This window comes from Rhizobium sp. YTUHZ045 (assembly GCF_051124255.1).
Lineage (GTDB): Bacteria > Pseudomonadota > Alphaproteobacteria > Rhizobiales > Rhizobiaceae > Rhizobium.
In genome coordinates, this window is sequence record NZ_CP101432.1 from 3,201,139 (window position 1) to 3,223,434 (window position 22,296).

17 protein-coding genes are annotated in these 22,296 nt (G+C 62.4%); 6 read left to right on the top strand and 11 right to left on the bottom strand.

Annotation, left to right across the window (positions count from 1 at the left end; translation table 11 throughout):
* The first annotated feature begins 34 nt into the window (after positions 1 to 34).
* Positions 35 to 943 (top strand): RNA polymerase sigma factor RpoH, encoded by a 909-nt coding sequence (gene rpoH, locus NMA58_RS16015; protein WP_085779205.1) that lies wholly within the window; start codon positions 35 to 37, stop codon positions 941 to 943.
* Between the two features lie 297 nt (positions 944 to 1,240).
* Here the strand turns inward: rpoH and NMA58_RS16020 are convergent, their stop codons facing one another.
* Both NMA58_RS16020 and NMA58_RS16025 read right to left on the bottom strand, forming a co-directional pair.
* Positions 1,241 to 3,727 carry a hypothetical protein gene (locus NMA58_RS16020; protein WP_434711176.1) on the bottom strand — a complete coding sequence of 829 codons (2,487 nt, stop codon included), beginning with the start codon at positions 3,725 to 3,727 and terminating at the stop codon, positions 1,241 to 1,243.
* A gap of 60 nt (positions 3,728 to 3,787) precedes the next feature.
* Positions 3,788 to 5,086, bottom strand: coding sequence for an adenylosuccinate synthase (locus NMA58_RS16025; protein ID WP_434711178.1), 1,299 nt, complete (start codon positions 5,084 to 5,086; stop codon positions 3,788 to 3,790).
* Positions 5,087 to 5,278: 192 nt separating this feature from the next.
* Here NMA58_RS16025 and NMA58_RS16030 point away from each other — a divergent pair, with 192 nt between their 5' ends.
* Entirely contained in the window at positions 5,279 to 6,196 is a 918-nt protein-coding gene (locus tag NMA58_RS16030) for a DMT family transporter (protein WP_434711180.1), read from the top strand.
* A 2-nt stretch (positions 6,197 to 6,198) separates the two neighbouring features.
* On the opposite strand, the gene NMA58_RS16035 is transcribed toward NMA58_RS16030, so the two are convergent.
* The 5 genes from NMA58_RS16035 to NMA58_RS16055 all read right to left on the bottom strand — a co-directional run bounded on the left by NMA58_RS16035 (position 6,199) and on the right by NMA58_RS16055 (position 14,816).
* On the bottom strand, positions 6,199 to 7,047 hold the full coding sequence (locus tag NMA58_RS16035; RefSeq protein WP_434711182.1) for a GNAT family N-acetyltransferase: 849 nt from the start codon (positions 7,045 to 7,047) through the stop codon (positions 6,199 to 6,201).
* 327 nt (positions 7,048 to 7,374) lie between these two features.
* On the bottom strand, positions 7,375 to 9,159 hold the full coding sequence (locus tag NMA58_RS16040; RefSeq protein WP_434711184.1) for an IlvD/Edd family dehydratase: 1,785 nt from the start codon (positions 9,157 to 9,159) through the stop codon (positions 7,375 to 7,377).
* 285 nt (positions 9,160 to 9,444) lie between these two features.
* Complete coding sequence (locus tag NMA58_RS16045; RefSeq protein WP_085779211.1) at positions 9,445 to 12,645, bottom strand: efflux RND transporter permease subunit; 3,201 nt, start codon at positions 12,643 to 12,645, stop codon at positions 9,445 to 9,447.
* A 118-nt stretch (positions 12,646 to 12,763) separates the two neighbouring features.
* On the bottom strand, positions 12,764 to 13,954 hold the full coding sequence (locus tag NMA58_RS16050; protein ID WP_434711187.1) for an efflux RND transporter periplasmic adaptor subunit: 1,191 nt from the start codon (positions 13,952 to 13,954) through the stop codon (positions 12,764 to 12,766).
* Between the two features lie 46 nt (positions 13,955 to 14,000).
* Positions 14,001 to 14,816 (bottom strand): alpha/beta hydrolase fold domain-containing protein, encoded by an 816-nt coding sequence (locus NMA58_RS16055; protein ID WP_221156257.1) that lies wholly within the window; start codon positions 14,814 to 14,816, stop codon positions 14,001 to 14,003.
* A gap of 165 nt (positions 14,817 to 14,981) precedes the next feature.
* Here NMA58_RS16055 and NMA58_RS16060 point away from each other — a divergent pair, with 165 nt between their 5' ends.
* A complete protein-coding gene (locus tag NMA58_RS16060; protein ID WP_097600688.1) occupies positions 14,982 to 15,893 on the top strand; it encodes a LysR family transcriptional regulator in 912 nt (303 codons plus the stop codon).
* Positions 15,894 to 16,136: 243 nt separating this feature from the next.
* Here the strand turns inward: NMA58_RS16060 and NMA58_RS16065 are convergent, their stop codons facing one another.
* A complete protein-coding gene (locus NMA58_RS16065; protein WP_434711189.1) occupies positions 16,137 to 16,880 on the bottom strand; it encodes an SDR family oxidoreductase in 744 nt (247 codons plus the stop codon).
* A 116-nt stretch (positions 16,881 to 16,996) separates the two neighbouring features.
* Between NMA58_RS16065 and NMA58_RS16070 the strand changes: the two genes are divergently transcribed.
* From NMA58_RS16070 to NMA58_RS16080, 3 genes are all read left to right on the top strand, one after another.
* Positions 16,997 to 17,905 carry a LysR family transcriptional regulator gene (locus NMA58_RS16070; RefSeq protein ID WP_434711191.1) on the top strand — a complete coding sequence of 303 codons (909 nt, stop codon included), beginning with the start codon at positions 16,997 to 16,999 and terminating at the stop codon, positions 17,903 to 17,905.
* A gap of 25 nt (positions 17,906 to 17,930) precedes the next feature.
* Complete coding sequence (locus NMA58_RS16075) at positions 17,931 to 18,245, top strand: hypothetical protein (protein ID WP_184453633.1); 315 nt, start codon at positions 17,931 to 17,933, stop codon at positions 18,243 to 18,245.
* A 65-nt stretch (positions 18,246 to 18,310) separates the two neighbouring features.
* On the top strand, positions 18,311 to 18,910 hold the full coding sequence (locus NMA58_RS16080; protein ID WP_430958639.1) for a DNA-3-methyladenine glycosylase: 600 nt from the start codon (positions 18,311 to 18,313) through the stop codon (positions 18,908 to 18,910).
* On the opposite strand, the gene NMA58_RS16085 is transcribed toward NMA58_RS16080, so the two are convergent.
* The 3 genes from NMA58_RS16085 to NMA58_RS16095 are packed head-to-tail and all read right to left on the bottom strand — an operon-like array spanning position 18,911 to position 22,125.
* On the bottom strand, positions 18,911 to 20,452 hold the full coding sequence (locus NMA58_RS16085) for a DHA2 family efflux MFS transporter permease subunit (protein ID WP_434711193.1): 1,542 nt from the start codon (positions 20,450 to 20,452) through the stop codon (positions 18,911 to 18,913).
* Positions 20,445 to 21,668: an HlyD family secretion protein gene (locus tag NMA58_RS16090; protein WP_430958583.1), complete on the bottom strand. Its 1,224-nt coding sequence runs from the start codon at positions 21,666 to 21,668 to the stop codon at positions 20,445 to 20,447. The genes NMA58_RS16085 and NMA58_RS16090 overlap by 8 nt, the downstream gene beginning before the upstream one ends.
* Entirely contained in the window at positions 21,661 to 22,125 is a 465-nt protein-coding gene (locus NMA58_RS16095; RefSeq protein WP_430958584.1) for a MarR family winged helix-turn-helix transcriptional regulator, read from the bottom strand. The genes NMA58_RS16090 and NMA58_RS16095 overlap by 8 nt, the downstream gene beginning before the upstream one ends.
* Positions 22,126 to 22,296 lie beyond the last annotated feature (171 nt).

Genomic DNA, 22,296 nt, shown 5'->3' on the forward strand with positions numbered 1-22,296 from the left:
TCGGGAACCGGAATTCACTTTAGGAGGGTGCAATATGGCCCGAAATACCTTGCCGTCCATTACCGCCGGCGAAGCCGGTCTCAACCGCTATCTCGACGAAATCCGCAAGTTCCCCATGCTGGAGCCGCAGCAGGAATATATGCTGGCCAAGCGTTATGCCGAGCATGGCGACCGCGACGCTGCCCATAAGCTCGTCACCAGCCATCTTCGCCTCGTCGCGAAGATCGCGATGGGCTATCGCGGCTACGGCCTGCCGATCGGCGAAGTCGTCTCCGAAGGCAATGTCGGTCTGATGCAGGCCGTCAAGAAATTCGATCCCGAACGCGGCTTCCGCCTCGCCACCTACGCCATGTGGTGGATCAAGGCCTCGATCCAGGAATATATCCTGCGGTCGTGGTCGCTGGTGAAGATGGGCACGACGGCCAACCAGAAGCGCCTGTTCTTCAACCTGCGCCGGCTGAAGGGCCGCATCCAGGCGATCGACGACGGCGACCTGAAGCCGGAGCACGTCTCGGAAATCGCCACCAAGCTGAACGTCTCGGAGGAGGAGGTCATCTCGATGAACCGCCGTCTCTCCGGCGACGCTTCGCTGAACGCGCCGATCAAGGCGGCCGAAGGCGACAGCGGTCAATGGCAGGATTGGCTTGTGGACGACCACGACAGCCAGGAAGACGTGCTGATCGAACAGGATGAGCTCGAAACCCGCCGGCGCATGCTGGCGAAAGCGATGAGTGTTCTGAACGAACGCGAGCGCCGCATCTTCGAGGCTCGCCGCCTTGCCGAGGATCCGGTGACGCTGGAGGATCTCTCGGCCGAGTTCGACATCAGCCGCGAACGCGTCCGCCAGATCGAAGTCCGCGCCTTTGAAAAGGTGCAGGATGCTGTCCGCAAGGAAGCCCTGGAACGCGCCAAGGCCATTCGCGTCGTCGAAGCCACGGCCTGATAGAACTGAACTGACAGTTGGAAACGCCACCTTCCGGATGCGGGAGGTGGCGTTTTTGTTTTGTGGGCGGGCGATGCCGGCAGGAAGGACGTGGAAGGGCGTGCCGTGCAGCCCCCTCATCCGAGCCTTCGGGCCACCTTCTCCCCCTGGGGAGAAGAGGAGAAGCAAGCTGCTCGCCCTCATATCCAAAAGGAATGCTTTAAGAAAGACAGGACGCTGCCACGATTCCCTTCTCCCCCTCGGGGAGGTGCCGGCAGGCGGATGAGGGGGCCGGTGGCACAACGCACCGAGACCCACTCACTGGCTCGTCGAGACATCCCCGAGTGCAGTCCACTCCTTGATGGCTGTATTGAAGGCATCCGTTCCCGTACCACCCTTTTCCATCGTCAGCAGCGCACGGCGGCCGTTGCGGTAGGTGATCGGAATATCGATCCAGTTGCGGGTCGACAGCAGATCGAGATTGGCCTTGCGCGCATCGGGATAGTCGTTGAGCGCGATCATGTGAAAATCATCCGTGATCTTGGCCGGAACCGCGATCAGCGCGTCGCCGCGATCCTGCTCGGTGCGCTTCATCGAGATGCGCTGGACGCTTTCGATGCTGCCGCCTTCAAAGTTGGGCGGCACCGAAAAGACGATCTCGACGAGATGGCTCGCCGGAAGCGACGGATCGGAATTGCGCTTGAAGGTGACGAGAGCCGAGAGGTTGCGCTCGGGAACGGTGACATTGCCTTGTACCGTCGCCTCCTGCCGGCCGTCCTGGCCAGCCTCGTGCTGGACGGTCCAGACGACCGTTCCCTCGATCGCCGTCGGCGAGCTCTGGCCGATACGCTCCTCATAGAGGAACATTTTTTCCGACGAACCAACCGGCGCAGCCTGCTGCGGCGATGCCGCAGGACCGTTGGGCGTCAGCGTTTCGGGCGGGGCCGCATCGCCTTGCGCACTGGCCGCCGGCGTATCCGCCGCCGCGACGTTCTGCTCGGCCACCGATTTTCCTTCAGCCGTCGGCGTTCCCGGCACCGTCGCCGGGCCGCTGTCGACTTCGGTCCCGTCGGAAAGCAGTCGTTGCGTGAATTTGGAATTGGCCGCCGCGCCGTCATTGTTCAAGGACGCTACTTGCTGGTTAGGCTGTGCCGGCGCCGGCGGCGTATTCTGTGCTTCCGGTGCGGCTGGCTGGGCTGGCGTCGGCGCGGGCTGAGCCGGCATCTCGGACCCCGCCGGCGTGGTTGCAGCCTCGTTCCTCGTCGCCTGCGACGGTGCCGAACTGACAAGCCCATCGACCATCGCCACCAGCGCTTCTCTGTTCACCCAGCCGGCATAGGCGCCGCCACCGATCAGGATAAGCGCAAAGAGAAGAGTAATTATCGTGCCGATGCCGAAGCGGCGGCGCTTCGGTTCCATGCGGAAATTCTTGCCCTGCAGCTTTGAGGCGACGATCTGATCGATATCCATCGCCGGGTTGGCGTCGTCATCGTCAGTGGCGATCGGGCCGCGGCGGTCATAGCCCCGCAGCGCCTTCGCTTCGCGCCATGCCTCGCTCGGCGCGCCGGCGGGAGGTGTAGGCTTGCCGTCGTGCACCTCCGCAAAGATATCAACGTCGTCGAAATGCGAGGACACCGGCGTCTTCTTGTCGGTGCCCGCCTCGAGCGGCGGCAGGTCGTCGAAGGCAGCCTTCTCCCAGGAGAAAGCTTCCTTGGCGGCCGGCATGACAGCGGCGGGCGCCATTTTTTCGAGGCTCGATATCACGTCTTCGAAGGCACGCGCCGAAGCGTCGGCGGTAACTGGCGCCGTTTCCGAATATTGGCGGAGCTCCTCTTCGGCCCATTCGGTCTCCGCATCCTTGGGCGCCGGAGCCGGCGTCTCGACGGCAGGCTCGGCCCAGACTGGATCGAAATGTCCCGCAGCATCCGCCTGCAGCGGCTGCTCGCGGCTATGTTCGACGAATTCCTGGGCACGATTGAAATCGGCAACCGGCTCCACGAGCCGGTTGGATGCATGCTCTAGGCCGCGTGTGATCGGCTGAAACGACTCGATGGGCTCGTAAGCGGCCTCGGCCTTGGGCTCATGGCTTTCCGCCATCGCCGGTTCGGCCGCGATCTCCTCGGCCTCCACGGGATGCTCTTCATCGGCACGATGCTCGTCGGCTTCCTCGTAGGAATGATCGGCAGCTGGCGTTTCGAAGCCGTGATGTTCCGGCTGCATTTCTTCGGCGGCGACGTCACGCGCCTCGCCGGCATGCCATTCCTCGGCCGGAGCCTCTTCCTCATGCGAGGGATGCCAATAGGTCTCGGCGGGTGCAGCTGTCTCAGCGGAAACAGGTGTTTGTGCGGCCTCAGCTTCCGCGGAAAGCGGCTCCTCGGCCGCGACCTCTTCCTCAGTTTCCTGCCGTGTGTCAGCTTCATGGTGATCCGGCTCATGGGCGGCGTCGGCCGCCGCCGGTTCCACATCGGCTTCACCGGCCGGCTCGCCGACAGCGGTCTGGGGCGCAGGCGGCAAGGTGCTTTCGTCAGGAACCGCTTGTTCTTCCAAGGTTTCCGGCGCAGCACCGGCGCCGACCGTCTCCTCGAGGGGCAGCGCTTCGGAGTGTTCAGCCTCCACTTCGCGGATGGCGGCCTCGAGCTTTTCGAGCTGGCGTTGCAGCATGGCTTCCGGCGGACGCGGCTTCATGTTCTCGAGCTGCCGCTGCACTGCACCGCGAGCACGTTCGTAGACTTTCACCCGCATCTCGGGGGTGTTTTCAGCCAAGCCGTCGACGGCCCGCCGAATAACTGCAATAAAATCCGCCATTCTTACTTTCTCAAGAAGTCCGGCCTTCTGCCGAACTGTCCTCCACAGTGGGCCGTGACCTTAATCCTCAAACGGATCGGTCACAAGTATCGTGTCGTCTCGCTCCGGGCTGGTGGAAAGGAGCGCGACCGGCGCCCCGATCAGTTCCTCGACTTGGCGAACATATTTGATCGCCTGTGCCGGAAGATCCGCCCAGCTGCGGGCGCCGACGGTCGATTCCTTCCATCCCTCAAGCGTGACATAGATCGGTTCGACCCGAGCTTGCGCTCCCTGGCTTGCGGGAAGATGATCAATCTGTTCCCCGTCGAGCATATAACCGACGCAGATCTTCAGTTCCTCGAGACCGTCGAGCACATCGAGCTTCGTAAGCGCGATGCCGGTAATGCCGTTGGTCGCAACCGACTGACGCACCAGTGCCGCGTCGAACCAGCCGCAGCGGCGCTTGCGCCCTGTCACGGTACCGAACTCATGCCCCTTCTCACCCAGGAACTGGCCAATTTCGTCGGTCAGCTCCGTCGGGAACGGGCCTTCGCCGACGCGTGTCGTATAGGCCTTGGTGATGCCGAGGATATAGCCGAGCGAGCCTGGCCCCATGCCGGAACCGGCCGCCGCCTGGCCAGCCACGGTGTTGGAGGAGGTCACGAAAGGATAGGTGCCGTGATCGATGTCGAGCAGGCTGCCCTGCGCACCTTCGAACAGGATGCGGGCGCCCTTGCGGCGCTCCCTATCAAGCAAAAGCCAGACCGTGTCGCGGAACGGCAGCACCCGATCGGCGATTGAGGTCAGCTCGTCCATGATCGCCTGGTGGCTGATCTCGGCGACGCCGAGGCCGCGGCGAAGCGCATTGTGATGCGTCAGGATACGGTCGACCTTGCCGGAAAGACTGTCGAGATCGGCGAGATCCATGACCCGGATGGCGCGGCGGCCGACCTTGTCCTCATAGGCCGGACCGATGCCGCGGCGCGTCGTGCCAATCTTGGTGCCGCTGTTGGACGCGGCATCCTCGCGCATCGCGTCGAGCTCGCGATGCAGCGACAGGATGAGCGTCGCATTGTCGGCGATGCGCAGATTGTCAGGCGTAACCGTCACGCCCTGCGCCTCCAGTCGGCCGATCTCAGCGATCAGGGCATGCGGATCGACGACGACGCCGTTGCCGATCACCGCCATCTTGCCGGGACGCACGACGCCAGAGGGCAACAGCGAGAGCTTATAGCTCGTGCTGTCGATGACGAGCGTATGGCCGGCATTGTGGCCGCCCTGATAGCGCACGACAATATCCGCACGTTCCGAAAGCCAATCGACAATCTTGCCTTTGCCTTCGTCACCCCATTGCGAACCGACCACGACTACGTTCGTCATCCAACTCTTCCTGTTACCGGCGGAAAACCGCGCACCTGCTCAAACCCGCGCATCTATAAAGCTTTGTTTTTGGGAAAGCGACCCTGTTGTCACAGACGATTGGGCTTTTTGCGTGACAAATCAGCAGCCGGCAGTCTATTTCCCCTGGGAAAAATCCGAACTTCGATCGCAAGAAGACGAGGAAGAACGCTCTTGCAAGCCACAGCCTATATCTGCCTCGTCATCGCCACCCTCTGCTGGGGCGGCAACTCCGTCGCCGGCAAACTCGCAGTCGGCCATATCAGCCCAATGATGCTGACCTTTCTGCGCTGGTTCCTCGCCGTCGCGTTCATCGCCATGATATCTGTGCCGCAACTGAAGAAGGATTGGCCCGTGGCGAGGAAAAACCTGCCGCTGCTTCTTTGCTACGGCGCCATTGGCTATACGCTCTTCAACGCCATGCTCTATTCGGCAGTGCAATATACAACGGCGATCAACGTCGCCATCGAGCAAGCCGGCATTCCGATGCTGATCTTCCTGTTGAATTTTTTCTTTTTCCGCACTGGCATCTCGCTGGCGCAATGTCTCGGCTTCGGCATGACGCTGATGGGCGTGGCGCTGACCGCCGCCCATGGCGACCTCGCCACGCTCCTGCAGTTGCAGCTTAACCGCGGCGACGGGCTGATGCTGATCGCTATTGCCGCCTATTCGCTCTACACCATTTTCCTGCGCTGGAAACCGCCGGTCGACTGGCGCACGCTAATGGCCTTCCCCGCCCTCGCCGCCATGCTGACCTCGCTGCCGCTGCTTCTCTGGGAGATCGGCCGCGGCGCTGCGCAGTGGCCTGACCAGGCCGGCTGGAGCATCACCTTCTATACCGCGATCTTCCCCTCATTGCTGGCGCAGATCCTTTATATCAAAGGCGTTGAGGCTATCGGCGCCAACCGCGCCGGTCTCTTCATCAATCTCGTGCCGGTATTCGGAACACTGCTTTCCGTCGTACTGATCGGAGAAAGGCTTCAGTCCTTCCATATGGTAGCGCTGATGCTGACGCTCGGCGGCATCGCAATCGCCGAAAAGGGCCGGCCGAAAGCGTCCGCTCCCACCGTGCCCGCCTCGCCCGTGGATTAGGCTTAACCAAGCTCCAGCGTCGTCACGCCGAAGACGTGTTTCAGCGGGATCGCCGGGGCGGGTCCTCGATACATCCGCATGGTCTCGAACACCGGCAGAAGACCCATGCCTTCGGCAAGTGCAATCGCCTCGCGATTGTCGGCGGGGATATCGATGAAGATCTGAGCACCCTTTGCCTCAGGGATCAATCCGGCAAGCAGCGCCGCGGCGCTGTCTGCATCGTTGGCGAAAAGTGGGCCGATCTTGTAGCCCTCGTAACAGCGGCGAATCGTGCCGTAACCGCGGATCTTGTGGCTTTTGCGGACTACGGCCGTACGCCGCCCCTTGCGGCTGGTGCACCAGGCGGCGAGGAAGGCATCCCGCGGCTGCGGAAAGATCGCCGCATCATAACGCTGCAGCCCTTCCAGGCGTGAATCCAGCACCGGCTGCGCGACAAGCGTGGAGGCCGGCAAAGAGGAGGCAACACCGCCGTAACGAATGGTGGAATAGGCGGGCTCGAAGCCGGCCTTGCGATAGTTCCCCTGCTGCGCGGCAACGCCGTCGAGACCGATCGTCCGGCCTTCCGCCGTGGCAATCCCCGCTTCCCAGATCGCCTTGCCGTAACCCTTGCCGCGGAAATCCGGGTGGACGATGTAGAGGCCGAGAAAGGCGAAGCTGTCGCCATATTTGACGACCGAGATCGAGCCGACGGGGACTTCACCGATAGAGCCGACGAAAAATCCCGACGGATCGGCTTCGAGGAATGCAAGCGAATCGTCGAGACCCGGATTCCACCCCTCCTGACGCGCCCATTCGAGCACGAGTTCCAATTCGCCGGGCCGCATCGAACGAACGGCAAATTCCGAATTCATGCGACCTTCCCAGATTGAATGTCCCGCAAGTCCATCCCGCCAACGGCAAAGCAATTTTCAGATCACCGCCACCCGATCGCACCGGACGAACGATGGAGAAGCCGCGCCGATGGTCTTGACCACGCGTATAATCGTTTTCGATGCAATGCAGTAAGCTTCGTTTCCGCATTACCATGAAACAATGCCGTTGCAAGCTCAAGAAAATTACTTGGTGCCCAATAACTTCCGGCGCGGATAAATGTCGCGCCGAAATCTCTCGCGTACTCAACCCGGAGGACAGGAAGCATTTCAGCGGAAATTAGCCACTATCGCTGCCCTGCGCCAGAATCAATGGTTGTGCCGTGGCGGGTTTTTCGCGATCTGGCGAAACTCCGAAGCACCTTCTAGAACCGCGCCGTCCGACAGCTGCGTCACCGAGCGGCGGTAGATCTGCTGCCACGGCGTGGCATCCGCCGGCACCGGCGGAATGCCGTCGCTCCTGCGCCGCTCGATCTCCGCGTCGTCGACCAACATGTCGCAGCGCCCCTGGTTGAAGTCGATGCGGATGATATCGCCGGTGCGAAGCCAGGCGAGGCCGCCCCCGGCAGCGCTTTCTGGTGATGCATTGAGGATCGACGGGCTGTCGGCGGTGCCCGACTGACGCCCGTCGCCGATTGTCGGCAGGCTGCGAATGCCACGCTTCAACAGATGATCCGGCGGCTGCATATTGACGACCTCGGCCGATCCCGGCCAGCCGAGCGGCCCCGCGCCGCGGATGACGAGGATGGTATCCTCGTCGATGCCGAGTTCGGGGTCGTTGATGCGCTTGTGATAATCCTCGGAACCGTCGAAAACCACCGCCTTGCCCTCGAAGACACCTTCCCGCCCGGGTTCCAGAAGATAGCGCTGGCGGAAATCCTCCGAGACGACGCTCATCTTCATGATCGCGAAATCGAAGAGATTGCCCTTGAGAACGAGGAAGCCCGCCCGCTCCTTCAGCGGTTCGTCGAATGGCCGAATGACCTCGCGGTCGCTAGTCTGCCGACCGTCGAGGTTCTCGGCCATCGTCCTCCCCGTCACCGTGCGACAATCGCCGTCGAGTTTTCCGGCCTGCAGCAGCTCCCACATGATCGCCGGCGTGCCGCCGGCGCGGTGGTAGCGCTCACCGAGATAGGCGCCCGCTGGCTGGACATTGGCCAAAAGCGGGATATCGAAGCCGTACACCTGCCAATCATCGGGATAAAGTTCGACGCCGGCATGCTTGGCCATCGCAGCCAGATGCGGCTGCGCATTGGTCGAGCCGCCGATCGCCGAATTGGTGCGGATCGCATTGAGGAAAGCAGCCCGCGTCAGGATATCCGATGGCTTCAGATCCTCGAACACGATCTCGACGGCGCGCCGTCCGGTGCGGTAGGCCATCTGCCCCCGCTCGCGGTAGGCGGCCGGGATGGCGCCACAGCCGGTGAGCGACAGGCCGAGTGCTTCCGCCAGCGCATTCATCGTTGAGGCTGTGCCCATCGTGTTGCAGTGGCCAACGGACGGAGCCGAGTCGAGCGCTGCCTGCAGGAACTCCTCCCGATCGATCTCGCCTGCCGCATATTTCCGCCGCATCCGCCAGATGACGGTGCCGGAACCGGCCAGTTCGCCTTCGTGCCAGCCATCGAGCATCGGACCGCCGGAAAGCACGATAGCCGGAATATCGACCGTCGAAGCAGCCATGATCGCCGAAGGCGTGGTCTTGTCGCAGCCGGTGGTCAACACGACACCGTCGAGTGGATAGCCGTAGAGGATTTCGACGAGGCCGAGATAGGCAAGATTGCGATCGAGGGCGGCGGTCGGACGCTTGCAGTTCTCGAAGATCGGATGTGTCGGAAACTCGATCGGTATTCCGCCTGCGTCGCGAATGCCGTCGCGCACGCGCTTGGCGAGCTCGATATGCACTCTGTTGCAGGGCGTTAGATCGCTGCCGCTTTGGGCAATCCCGATGATCGGCTTGCCCGAGCGCAGCTCTTCCGGGGTGATGCCGTAATTCATGAAACGCTCGAGATAGAGCGCCGCCATGTCAATATGATCGGGATTGTCGAACCAATCCTGCGAACGCAGGCGGCGTTTCTTCGTTTGGCGGTCCGTCATCATTATCCTCCCGATCGGCCACTCTTCTCTTCGAAATTTAGAAGCGAAGCGCTGCAGTCCGCCTCAGCAACTTCCGCAAGCGCGCCGGCTTTGCCGGTCTCGCTTATCCGGACAGCGGGGCCCGCGCCGATCCTCCCAGCTGCTATCCGCCTTTGATAGTCCCCTCCTCCACGGTTGCAACCGTTTTGATGAACGTAACGCATTTTCATCGGGTGCCAGAAAACGATACGGGCGAGAACCGAAGTTCCCGCCCGATTTACTCGACAAAGGAAGGTTGAATTCCGCTTATTCCGCCGCGAGCCGAATGACCTCGGCCTCTTCCTCCTTGTGTTCGTCCGGCTTGTGCTGGATGAGCGGGCGATTGCCCGTCAGCCGCCGCAGCAGCACGTAGAACACCGGCGTCATGAAGATGCCGAAGAAAGTCACGCCGATCATGCCCGAGAACACCGCAACGCCCATCGCCGCACGCATTTCCGCGCCGGCGCCGGTCGAGACGACGAGCGGCACGACGCCCATGATGAAGGCCATGGAAGTCATGAGGATCGGGCGAAGGCGCAGGCGGCTGGCTTCGACCGCGGCTTCGCGCGGCGTCCGGCCCTCGAACTCCAGTTCGCGAGCGAATTCCACGATGAGGATCGCGTTCTTCGCCGACAGGCCGACAAGGACGACCAGGCCGATCTGGGTGAAGATGTTGTTATCTCCGCCGGTGAGCCAGACGCCTGTCAGAGCGGCCAGGACACCCATAGGTACGATCATGATGATCGCCAACGGCAGGGTCAGGCTTTCATACTGTGCGGCAAGCACCAGGAACACCAGCAACAGCGCGAGCGGGAAGACGACGACGCTCGAATTGCCGGCAAGGATCTGCTGATAGGTCAGGTCCGTCCATTCGAAGTCGATGCCAGCAGGCAACGTCTCGTGTAGGATCTTCTCGATCGCCGCCTGTGCCTGGCCAGACGAGAAGCCCGGCGCCGGCCCGCCGTTGATATCGGCGGCGAGGAATCCGTTATAGCGGTTCGCCCGCTCCGGACCCGTGCTCGGCTCCACCTTCAGAAGTGCCGAAAGCGGGATCATCTGGCCCGACGCCGAACGAACCTTCAGCTGACCGATATCTTCCGGCTGAGCGCGGAATTTCGCGTCGGCCTGCACACGGACGCTGTAGGTGCGGCCGAAGGCATTGAAGTCGTTCACATAGAGCGAGCCGAGATAGATCTGCAGCGTCTGGAAGACGTCGGTGACGGACACTCCGAGCTGCTCGGCCTTGGCGCGGTCGAGATCGGCATAGAGCTGCGGCACGTTGATCTGGAAGCTGGAGAACAGCCCGGCGAGCTCAGGCGTCTGGTAGGCCTTGGCAAGCACTGCCTTGGTCGCCTCGTCGAGCGCCTGGTTGCCCAAGCCTGCGCGATCCTCGATCTGCAGCTTGAAACCGCCCGTCGTGCCGAGACCGTTGACCGGCGGCGGCGGGAACATGGCGATGAAGGCATCCTGGATTGCGCCGAATTTCTGGTTCAGCGCCATGGCGATGGCGCCGCCAGAAAGATCCGGCGTCTTGCGCTCCTCGAAATCCTTCAGCGTCACGAAGACGATGCCGGCATTCGAGGAGTTGGTGAAGCCGTTGATCGACAGGCCGGGGAAGGCGATTGCATTGGCGACGCCGGGCTGCGCGAGCGCGATATCGGTCATGCGCTTGATGACGTCTTCCGTGCGATCGAGGCTTGCGGCATCCGGCAGCTGAGCGAAGCCGATCAGATATTGCTTGTCCTGCGACGGCACGAAGCCGCCGGGAACCGTGGTGAACATGCTGTAGGTCGCGCCGACCAGCGCCAGGTAGACCACCATGACGATGCTCTTGCGCGACACCAGGCCGCCAACACCTTTACCATAGGCATTCGAGCCTGCGCCGAAGACGCGGTTGAAGCCACGGAAGAACCAACCGAAGATCGCGTCCATGAAGCGCGTAAGCCAGTCCTTGGGCGCGTCGTGGCCCTTCAGCAGAAGGGCGGCAAGCGCCGGTGACAGGGTCAGCGAGTTGAAGGCCGAGATGACGGTCGAGATCGCGATCGTCAGCGCGAACTGACGATAGAACTGACCCGACAGGCCAGAGATGAAGGCGAGCGGCACGAAGACCGCGACGAGCACCAACGCGATCGCGATGATCGGACCGGACACTTCCTTCATCGCCTTATAAGTGGCCGCGCGCGGCGACAGACCATGCTCGATATTGCGCTCGACGTTTTCCACCACCACGATGGCGTCGTCCACCACGATACCGATCGCAAGCACCAACCCGAATAGACTGAGCGCGTTGATCGAGAAGCCGAAGACATACATGACCGCGAAGGTGCCGATGATCGAGACCGGAACCGCGATCAGCGGAATGATCGACGCGCGCCATGTCTGCAGGAAGACGATGACGACGAGGACGACGAGCGCGATGGCTTCGAGCAGCGTGTCGATGACCTTCTCGATCGAGGAGCGCACGAATTTCGTCGTATCGTAGACGATCTCGTATTTGACGCCCTCAGGCATGGCCAGTTGCAGCTGATCCATGGTTGCGCGCACATTGTCGGCGATTTCGATGGCATTCGAGCCGGGCGCCTGAAGGGCGGCCACGGCGACGGCCGGCTTGCCGTCGAGCAGCGACCTGAGCGTATAGTCGGCGGCGCCAAGCTCGATGCGGGCGACGTCGCGAAGGCGGGTGATCTCCCCATTGGCGCCCGTCTTGACGATGATGTTGCCGAACTCCTCGGGCGTGCGCAGGCGGCCCTGTGCATTCACGTTGAGCTGCAGGTCGACGCCCGGCTGGCTCGGCGACGCGCCGATAATGCCGGCGGCCGCCTGGACGTTCTGCGAGCTGATCGCGTTGCTGATGTCGCTGGCGGCAAGTTCATGCTCGGCGGCCTTCTGCGGGTCGATCCAGACACGCATCGAATAATCGCCGGCGCCGAAGACCTGCACCTGGCCGACGCCGGGGATGCGGGCGAGCCGATCCTTGATGTTCAAGGTCGCGTAGTTGCGAAGATAGGTGATGTCGTGGCTGTTCCCGTCGGAGACGAGGTTGACGACCATGATGAAGTCGGGCGAGCTCTTGACCGTGGTGATCCCGAGCGCGCGCACTTCCGCCGGCAGGCGCGGTTCGGCCTGGCTGACGCGGTTCTGCACGAGCTGCTGCGCCTTGTCGGGGTCAGTGCCGAGCTTGAAGGTGACGGTGACGTTGAGCACGCCGTCCGAGGTTGCCTGGCTCGACATGTAGAGCATGTCCTCGACGCCGTTGATCTGCTCTTCGAGCGGTGTCGCCACCGTTTCGGCAATGACGCTCGGATTGGCGCCGGGATAGGTGGCGCGCACGACGACCGACGGCGGCACGACGTTGGGATATTCGGAAATCGGCAGCGCGCGCAGGCCAATCAGGCCGGCAACCACGATGAGGACCGAAAGAACGCCGGCAAAGACCGGTCGGTCAACAAAGAATCTGGAGATGTTCATATCAAAGCCCTCTCCGGGGTGAACATGGATGCAACGTCCCTTTCCGGCGGTTTGGGGAGCCGCCGGTGGGTCCTGTCATTTCGGAAATTGGCCTTCCCCGAGAGGGGAAGGCTGCGTCTTACTGCGCGGTCGCGACTTTCTCTTCCATCTGCGGAATGACGACGGCGCCCGGACGGATGCGCTGCAAACCGTTGACGACGATCTTTTCGCCGGCGGTGAGGCCGCTTTCAACCACCCGCTGCCCCTCAGCCAGAGCGCCGAGCTGCACCTGCCGGTATGCGACCTTGTTGTCGCCGTCGACGACGAAGACGAACTTCTTGTCCTGGTCCGTGCCGACGGCGCGGTCGCTGATGACGATCTTGTTCTCAGGCTTCGGCTGGCCCATGCGCACGCGCACGAATTGGCCGGGGATAAGGCGTCCGCCCGGATTATCGAAGACGGCGCGCACGCCGATGGTGCCGCTCGATGCGTCGACCTCGTTGTCGATCAGCTGCAGCTTGCCCTTGATCGGCGTGCCTTCGTCGGCGAGCGTGCCGACCTCGACCGGAATCTCTTCGACGGGCGGCAGAGCGCCGTCCGTCTGCGGCAACTGGGCGAGAGCGCGGGTCACCATCTCTTCGCTGGCGTTGAAGCTCGCATAGATCGGATCGACCGAAACGAGTGTCGTCAGCGCAGGCGAAGCCGATCCGGCCGCAACCAGGTTGCCTGTCGTCACCTCGATCTTGCCGATGCGGCCGGAAACCGGCGCCCGCACCTGAGTGTAATCGAGATTGAGCTGAGCCGACTGCAACGCAGCCTGCGCTGATCGCAGTCCTGCCTGCGCCTCGGCCAGCGCGCTCTGGCGCTGATCAAGATCGCTCTGGGAGATGGTGCGGTTGTCGGACAGCCTGCGGCCGCGGTCAAGCTCGGTCTGCGCCAGGCTGACCTTGGCTTCGGCCGAAGCGACCTGGCCTTGAGCCTGCGCCACGCTAGCCTGGTAAGGAGCCGGATCGATGGTGAAGAGCAGGTCACCCTGCTTCACCAGCGCCCCCTCACGGAAAGCCACCGAAAGGATGGCGCCTTCGACACGGGGACGGACCTGGACACGATCGACCGCTTCGAGACGGCCGGAAAAGGTCTCCCAGGCCGTCACGTCGCGGGCTTCGACCATGGCCACCGTCACCGGTACGGCAGGAGGCTGCGCGGGAGCGGAAGCTGCCGTAGCCGTCGTGCTCATCGGCAGCTCGAAAAACAATGCAGCGCCTGAAACGGACGCAACAAGTCCTATGCCGGCGCCCACGAGGGCCCAGCGCTTGCTTCTGGACGTCATCAGTACTCTCCTTGCGGCCCCAGGCCGCCGAAATATCAGATCTTCTTCAATGCAATTGCGGTTGGACGCTTACGTCCTGAAGGAAACTTCCGAAATGGCGGCTGACGTGTTCCTGCCAGTCGGGTGTCTCCCCAGATTTCCCACCGTAAATCGAGGGCCAGCCCGTCCCGGCGGGAAGGACATGCTGGCGCACACCGACGCCGGCCTTTTTCAGGCGGGCACCGTAACCAAGTGTTTCGTCGTGCAGAGGATCATCCTCCGCGGTAAATATCAGCGCCGGCGCGACGCCTGAAAGACGCGAACAGAGGCAGGGGGCCGCGTAGGGATGGCAGCCGCCACCGCTCAGATAATGGCTCCAGCCGTCAGCCCAGCGCTGCCGCATACCGATCGCTTCGGCCTTGCGGATCGACGACGTGCCCATGAAGGGATCGAGCAGCGGTGAAATCAGTACCTGGCCGTCGAGCGCGTCCGGCATCTGATCGCGCGCCTTGAGCGCCACTCCGGCCGCGACATTGCCGCCCGCCTCCTCGCCGGCGACAAACAGCAGCGACTTCCGGTCGCCGAGACCGGCGGCGCGCTTGTTGGCGAGATAGGTGAAAACGGAGAAGGAGACTTCCAATGCCTTCGGAAAGAGATTGCCGGACAGTGTGCTGTAGTCGACGGCGGCGACGATGGCGCCGGCTTTGGCGAGACTGACGGCAACCGGCCGGTCGACATTCGTTTCGCTGTCGAGAAATGCGCCCCCATGCAGGTAAAGCACGATGGGCGGACCCTTGCCGTAATCGGCGCCCTGGTAGACACGCGCGGAAACGGGGCCGATGGCCACCTTATCCAGCATCATGTCCTTCCATTCCACCGTCATCGGTCCGGTCTCTTTTGCACGCAACCGCAGGCACACAACACCTGCCGCTTGCATTTCATATAAAAAAGATATTGTTATTCAGAACAGGGAATAAGAAGCAATATCACGATAACACTGTTCCGATTCTCGAATAATGGTGCAACGCAAACTGCGGACTTGAAACCGATGGATCAACTTTCGGCAATGCGCGTCTTCATCCGCGTCGTGGAGACGGGCAATTTCACCCGCGCCGCCGACATGCTCGCCATGCCCAAGGCGACGGTGACCAACCTCATTCAGGGTCTCGAAGCGCATCTGCGCACCAAGCTCCTGAACCGCACCACGCGCCGGGTCATGGTGACCACGGACGGCGCACTTTATTATGAACGCGCCGCCCAGATCATCTCCGAGCTGGAGGAACTCGATGGCAGCCTCTCCAATTCGCAAAGCCTGCCGAGCGGGCGGTTGCGCATCGAAATGAGCGGCGCTTTTGCCGACGCCATTATCGTTCCGGCACTTTGCGACTTCTACCAGCGCTATCCGGATATCCGTCTGGACCTAGGGGTCGGCGACCGCACGGTAGACTATCTGGTCGAAAACGTCGATTGCGCGCTGCGGGCCGGTACGCCCACCGATCAGTCACTGATCGCCCGGCGGGTTTCGGAGATGGAACTGATCACCTGCGCTTCGCCGAGCTACATTCAGAAATTCGGCATGCCCGAACGGCCGGAGGATTTGGAGACCACGCACTACTCCGTCAATTATTTCCGCGCCCAGAACAACCGAACGCTGCCTTTCGAATTTCGCAGGGGCAACGAAATGGTCGAGACGACCCCACGCTGCATTGCCTCGGTCAATGACAGCCGCACCTATCTGACCGCGGCCCTGACGGGGCTCGGCGTCGCGCAGGTGCCGACCTTCATGGCGCGTGAACCGATGCGGCGGGGCGAACTCGTCCGCGTGCTGCCGGACTGGCGCCGTGACCCGGTGCCGCTCTATGTGGTCTATCCGCCGAACCGCCACCTCAGCAACAAAGTCCGCGTCTTCGTCGATTGGCTGGTCAAGCTCCTGGTCGAGGCCAAGCTGAACGATTTCTAGAGCATGCCGCGCGGCGGCAAAACAGAGACGGCCCGGAAGGCAGAGAAACCTTCGACGGGCCGTTAAATTTGAACATCGAACCTGTCGCGCCGCAGACTGGACGCGGCAGGCTCTGGAGGTTCGGGAGAGAGCGTCAGGGAACTCCACTCGCTCGCGATAGAACAACTATAGGCACTCTCCACAAGATTGTAAGGGGGGAGACCTACAATCTTCAATCACATGATTGCGATGAGGGCGCCTTCATCAGATCACGCCGCCGTTGGCGCGCAGTGTCTGACCATTGATCCAGCCGCCGTCCGGGCCGGCGAGAAAGGCGACTGCGGAGGCAATGTCCTCGGGCGATCCGAGCCGTTCCAGCGGATTCATCTTCGACATGCGGGTAATGAGTTCCTCCGTCTTGCCGTTCAGGAAAAGATCGGTCGCCACCGGCCCGGGCGCAATGGCGTTGACGGTGATGTTACGGCCGCGCATCTCCTTGGCCATGATTGCCGTCAGCGTTTCGACGGCGGCTTTGGTGGCGGCGTAAACGCCGTAGGTTTCGAGCTTCAAGCCGACGACCGAAGTCGAAAAGTTGATGACCCTGCCGCCATCGCGCAGACGCCGGGCCGCTTCCCTGAGTGTATTGAACGTGCCCTTGAGATTGACGCCGATCTGACGATCGAAGTTTTCGTCGTCAGTCTCGGCGAGCGGCGACAGCATCATGATGCCGGCATTGTTGACAAGCACATTAACGCCGCCAAAGGCGCCTTCCGCAGCGTCGAACATCCGCCGGACGGCTTCAGCATTGCTGACATCCGCCTTGGCCGTCAGCGCCCTGCCGCCAGCCTGTTCGATCTCCCGGGCGAGGTCCTCGGCCGCTGCCGCACTGCCGGCATAGTTGACGACGACGGTGAAACCCTCCCTGGCGAGGCATCTGGCTACGGCCGCGCCGATACCGCGGGAAGCGCCGGTGACGAGTGCGACCTTGCTGTCTTTGTTGGAAGCCATTGTTCTTCTCCTTTTACGCCGCAGCGCGTTTTCGATGAGAAGAAGATGCGCCTTTTCTTCCGCCGGTTAATCGTGCATTCTCCGGCATCACTATCCGGAGAACACGAACAAACAAGATGGACAGATTCGATGCCATGCGTGTGTTCTGCCGTGTTGTGGAGCGCCGCAGCTTCACCCTCGCAGCGGAAGACACGGGCCTGCCGCGCTCGACCGTTACCGACGCGGTCAAGCAGCTCGAGGCCCGCCTCGGCGTGCGCCTGCTCCAGCGCACGACACGCCATGTCAGCCCGACGCTCGACGGCGAGGCCTATTACCAGCGCTGCCTGTCGATCCTCGCCGACATCGAGGATGCGGAAGGGGCCTTTGCCGGCACCAGACCGAAAGGCCTGCTGCGTGTCGATGTGCACGGCACGCTCGCACGCCATTTCGTGCTGCCGAGCCTGCCGTCCTTTCTGGAGACCTATCCCGAGATCGAGTTCTATATGAGCGAAGGCGACCGGCTGGTCGATCTTGTGCGCGAAGGCATCGATTGTGTGCTGCGCGTCGGTACGCCTGCGGATAGCGACATGACCATCAGGCGTGTCGCCGTGCTTGATGAGATCACGCTAGCCTCTCCCACCTATGTCGCCGCCCGTGGCCTGCCGCAGCATCCGGACCGGCTTGCCGGCCAACGCATGGTCGGCTTCCGCTCCAGCAGCACCGGCGGTCTGCTGCCGCTCGAATTCATCGTCGATGGCGCGGCGCGCGACATAACCATTCCGGCGACCGTCACCGTCAACGCCGCCGAAAGCTATGTTGCTGCAGCGAGGATGGGCCTCGGCCTGATCCAGATCCCGCGCTACCACGCCGAAAAAGATCTGTCCGACGGCACGCTGGTCCAAGTGCTCGAGGATTTTCCGCTGACCCCCACGCCGGTCTCCCTGCTCTACCCCCGCAACCGCCAGCTTTCGCCGCGTGTGCGCGTCTTCATCGATTGGCTGGTGAAGGTCTTCGCTCGACAAAATTCCAAAAACACGCTTTGCTAACATGAGCGCGTTTGGGGGAACGGCCATGGCACTCAGCGATATCACCGTCTACCAGACGGAAGACGGCTTCGTCGTCGAATTCGGCGGTGAAGGCGAAGACAGCATTGCCGTAACGCTGCGAAGCGCACCCGAACTGACCTTGGAAAACGCGGTCGCGCGCGCCAAGGTCCTGCTTGCGGCAGCAATCGAACCAGCCCATGGCGACGGCGCGCGCAGCAAGGATCCGGCCTTGCTCGAAGAAGAATTGGAGGAGGGCCTGGAGGATTCCTTCCCGGCGAGCGACCCGGTCTCGGTTACATCATCCTCGATTCCCATGCGTGATCCGAATGCCGGCCGCTGACGCGGCCGGCCTCATCAAATGGTTTTGGGATGACGGCGACGGCAGCGAATGTTATCTGCTCGGTTATGACCGATGGTGGAATGACAAAGGGCGCGATCGGCGCCGGCGCGCTTGCCGGCGAAGGCCTCAGGGCGTTTTTCGAGCGCGACGCGATCACCGTGGCCCGCGACCTGCTCGGCTGCCATCTGAGCGTGGATGGCGCCGGCGGCCGCATCACCGAGACCGAAGCCTATTTCCCCGATGACGAAGCCTCGCACAGTTTTCGAGGGCCCACCAGGCGCAACGGCGCCATGTTCGGCCAGCCCGGCAATGTCTACATCTACCGCATCTACGGCATGTACTGGTGCCTGAACTTCGTCTGTCATCCGGGCTCGGCCGTGCTGATCCGGGCGCTCGAGCCGGAAACGGGAATTGCCGCTATGACGGAGCGGCGCGGCACTGATATGCTGACGGCGCTCTGCAGCGGCCCGGGCAAGCTCTGCCAGGCGCTCGGCATCGACATCGAAATCAACGACAGGCTGCTCGACCGCTCGCCTTACGCGCTGACACCCTCCGCGCCGGTGCCGATCGTCGCTGGCAAACGCATCGGCATCACCAAAAATGCCGAAGCACCATGGCGCTTCGGCATTCAGGGATCGCGATATCTCAGCAAGCCGTTTCGCTGATCACTCCATGACCGCACTGTGGTCGACGGCAGGCGCGGCCTTCGGCTTGCGCAGCAACAGCACCAGCGGAATGACCGCGAGCGACATCAACATCAAGAGCTTGAAATCGTCCATATAGGCGATGATCGTCGATTGCAGCGTGATCATCTCGTTGAGCGAAGCGCGGCCGGCGGCCGTGAGCGGGCTCAACCCCTGCGCCGCGGCCGCATTGAAGGCGTGGTTGAAAGGCGTCACATAGGCGGCGATCGACTCATGATTGCTCTGCGTGTTCTCGACGATCAGTGCCGAGACGATCGAGATGCCGACCGCCGAGCCGATGTTTCGCGACAGATTGTAGAGGCCGGTGCCGTCGCCACGCATTTGGGCGGGCAGCGTCGCGAAGGCGATCGTCGTCAGCGGCACGAAGAGAAAGCCGAGGCCGGCGCCCTGGATGAAGCCGACCGAGACGATCGTCCATTGCGAAACATCAGGCGTCCATCCCGTCATATCGTACATCGCCCAGGCTGTCAGGCCGAGACCGAGCACCAGCAGCAAGCGCGTATCGACCTTGCCGATCAGCCGCCCGACAATGAACATACAGAGCATGGTGCCGAGCCCGCGCGGCCCCATGACGATGCCGGCGGTGATGACGGGATAGCCCATCAGCGTCTGCAGATAGGGGGTCATCAGCGCCAGCGAGGCGAGGTAGGTGACGCCAACCACGAAGATGAAGATCATGCTCACCGTGAAGTTCTGGTCGAGAAACAGCTTCGGATTGACGAAGGATTTCTCTGCGGTCAGCGTGTGCACCAGAAGCAGATAGAAGGCGGCGGCGCAGACAATCGCTTCGACCATGATCTCGCCCGAAGAGAACCAGTCGAGCTGCTCGCCGCGGTCGAGGAAGAGCTGCAGCGCGGCGATGAACAGGCTCATCATCCCGAAGCCGAACCAGTCGAGTTTGGCGAGTGCATCCCGCTTGGTCTCGGCAACGAAGACGACGATGCCCATGAAGGCGAGCGCGCCGATCGGCACGTTGATATAGAACACCCAGCGCCAGCTGATATTGTCGGTCAGCCAGCCGCCGATGACCGGGCCGAGCACCGGCCCGACCATGACCGAGACGCCGAAAAGCGCCATGGCCGAGCCGCGTTCCTCCACCGTATAGATGTCGAGGAGAATGCTCTGGGAAAGCGGCACCAGCGAGGCGCCGAACAGGCCCTGCAGCAGGCGGAAGGCAACGATCTGGTTCAGCGATTGTGCCAGGCCGCAGAGAACGGAGGCGGCCACGAAGCCAGCGATAGCGACGAGCAGCACGCGCTTGCGGCCGAATTTGGCGGCGAGGAAACCGGAGGGCGGCGTCATGATCGCCGCCGCAACGATATAGGAGGTGAGCACCCAATTGATCTGGTCGGCGGAGGCCGACACGCTGCCCTGGATATAGGGCAGCGCCACGTTGGCGATCGTCGTGTCCAGCGCCTGCATGATGACGGCGAGAATGACGCAGGCCGTGATCGCGCCGCGATTGGCGACCCGGGTCGCCGGAGATGCGGGAGCGTTACTCATGGTCCTTGCCCTGAGGCCGGCCCAGAAGCGTGTTGACGAAATCGGGCAGGCCGCGGGCATGGCCGGTATCGACATCGACGACCGTGCTCATGCCGACGCGCAACGGCGGCTTGCCTGCGGCATCCTCGATGCTGACGCGCATCGGAATGCGCTGCACGACCTTCACCCAGTTGCCGGTGGTGTTCTGCGCCGGCAGCAGCGAGAAGCTGGAACCCGAAGCCGGGCTGATGCTCTCGACCTTGCCCCTCCAGCTCACGCCGGGATAAGTGTCGACATGGATCTCGGCCGACTGCCCAGGCTTGACGTAAGTCAGCTCGGTTTCCTTCGGGCTGGCGGCTATCCACAAATGGTCGGTAGCGACGAGCGAGAAGGCCTGCTGCGAGGCCTGCAGGTAGGAGCCGACCTGCAGCGCGTTGACATTGGTGACGATGCCGTCGAAGGGCGCCTTGACGACACTGTGGTCGAACTCGCGCTGGGCGTTGTCGACCTGCGATTTGGCCTGCAGGTAGAGCGGGTTTTCCTCGACCGGCTGGTCGGCCCTGCCGCCGAGCTGGGCGAGCGTCGTTGCTGCTTCCGCCTTGGCGACGGCAACCTTCTGCTGAGCGGCCTCGAGATTGTGCTTGGCCTCGTCATAGGCGGATTGCGTCGCGCTGCCGTTGTTGACGAGGGCCTGCTGCCGGTCGAACTGATCCTGGTAATAGGGCAGATCGGCTTGCGCCTGCGTGATCTCGGCAAGCGACTGCTGATAGCTGGCCTTGAGGTTCATGATCTGATTGCGCTGCACGCCGAGCTGCGCTTTGGCGCCGTCGAGCGCGATCTTGAAGGAATCGGCCCTCAGGCTGAAGAGCACCTGCCCCGCCTTGACCGCCTCGTTTTCATGCACGTCGATCCGGTCGACGATGCCCGAGACATCCGTGGTGACCCCGACCATATCGGCCTGGACATAGGCGTTGTCGGTCGACATCACCTGACCGCCATTGACGTAATAATAACCGCCGACAACGAGCGCGACCGGCAGCAGGGCGAAGAGAACGGGCCGCGTGAGACTGCGCCGGCGGCGGACCTTGTTGCCGCCAGGCGCAGCCACGGCGACAGCCGGCGCTGAACTGGATGAAGGCGCTTCGGCTACCGTTTCCTGCTGTTTCGCTTCATTTTCTTCAATAGGTGACTTTGCATTGGCGTCGGCAACGACGCGGAGGGGAGATTGATCAGCCATCGTTCATCTCATTCTCGTCAACCGGGGTCCGGCATGCCTGGACCAGGTTGGTCTTCATTATGGACAGGATGTGGAAAAGCTGCTCACGCTGCTCGACCGAGACACCTTCCAGCGCCTCTGCGCGGGTCACATCGCCAAGTTCGCGCATTTCGGCGAGCAGAGGATGCGCTTCGTCGCGCATGTAGAGCAGCCAGATCCGCCGGTCAGTCGGATGCTGGCGGCGCTCAATGAGCCCGCGTTCAGCGAGCTTGTCGAGAATACGCACCAGCGTGATCGGCTCGACTTCGAGAATTTCGGCAAGGCCGCCCTGATGGATGCCCTCGTTATTCGAGAGATAGGCGAGCGTCTGCCATTGCGAACGGGTCAGCCCAAGACACTTGGCGCGTTGCTCGAAGCGCTTGCGCAGCAGTCGTGCGACATCGTGGAGAAGGAATCCGAGTGTGGGCGTGGCGTTCATGGAAACCTATGCCGGATATTTATAAGCATACTTATGATGTGCTCACATATATTGAGCGCAGGCGCTCGCACAAGAGCGTAAGCCGCAGATTCTGCAACCGGAGCCAAAATGCCGCAGCCCGCAGCCGGCAGCTTGCCGTCCCTCACAGCTTTAGGCTCGAACGGTGGCCGT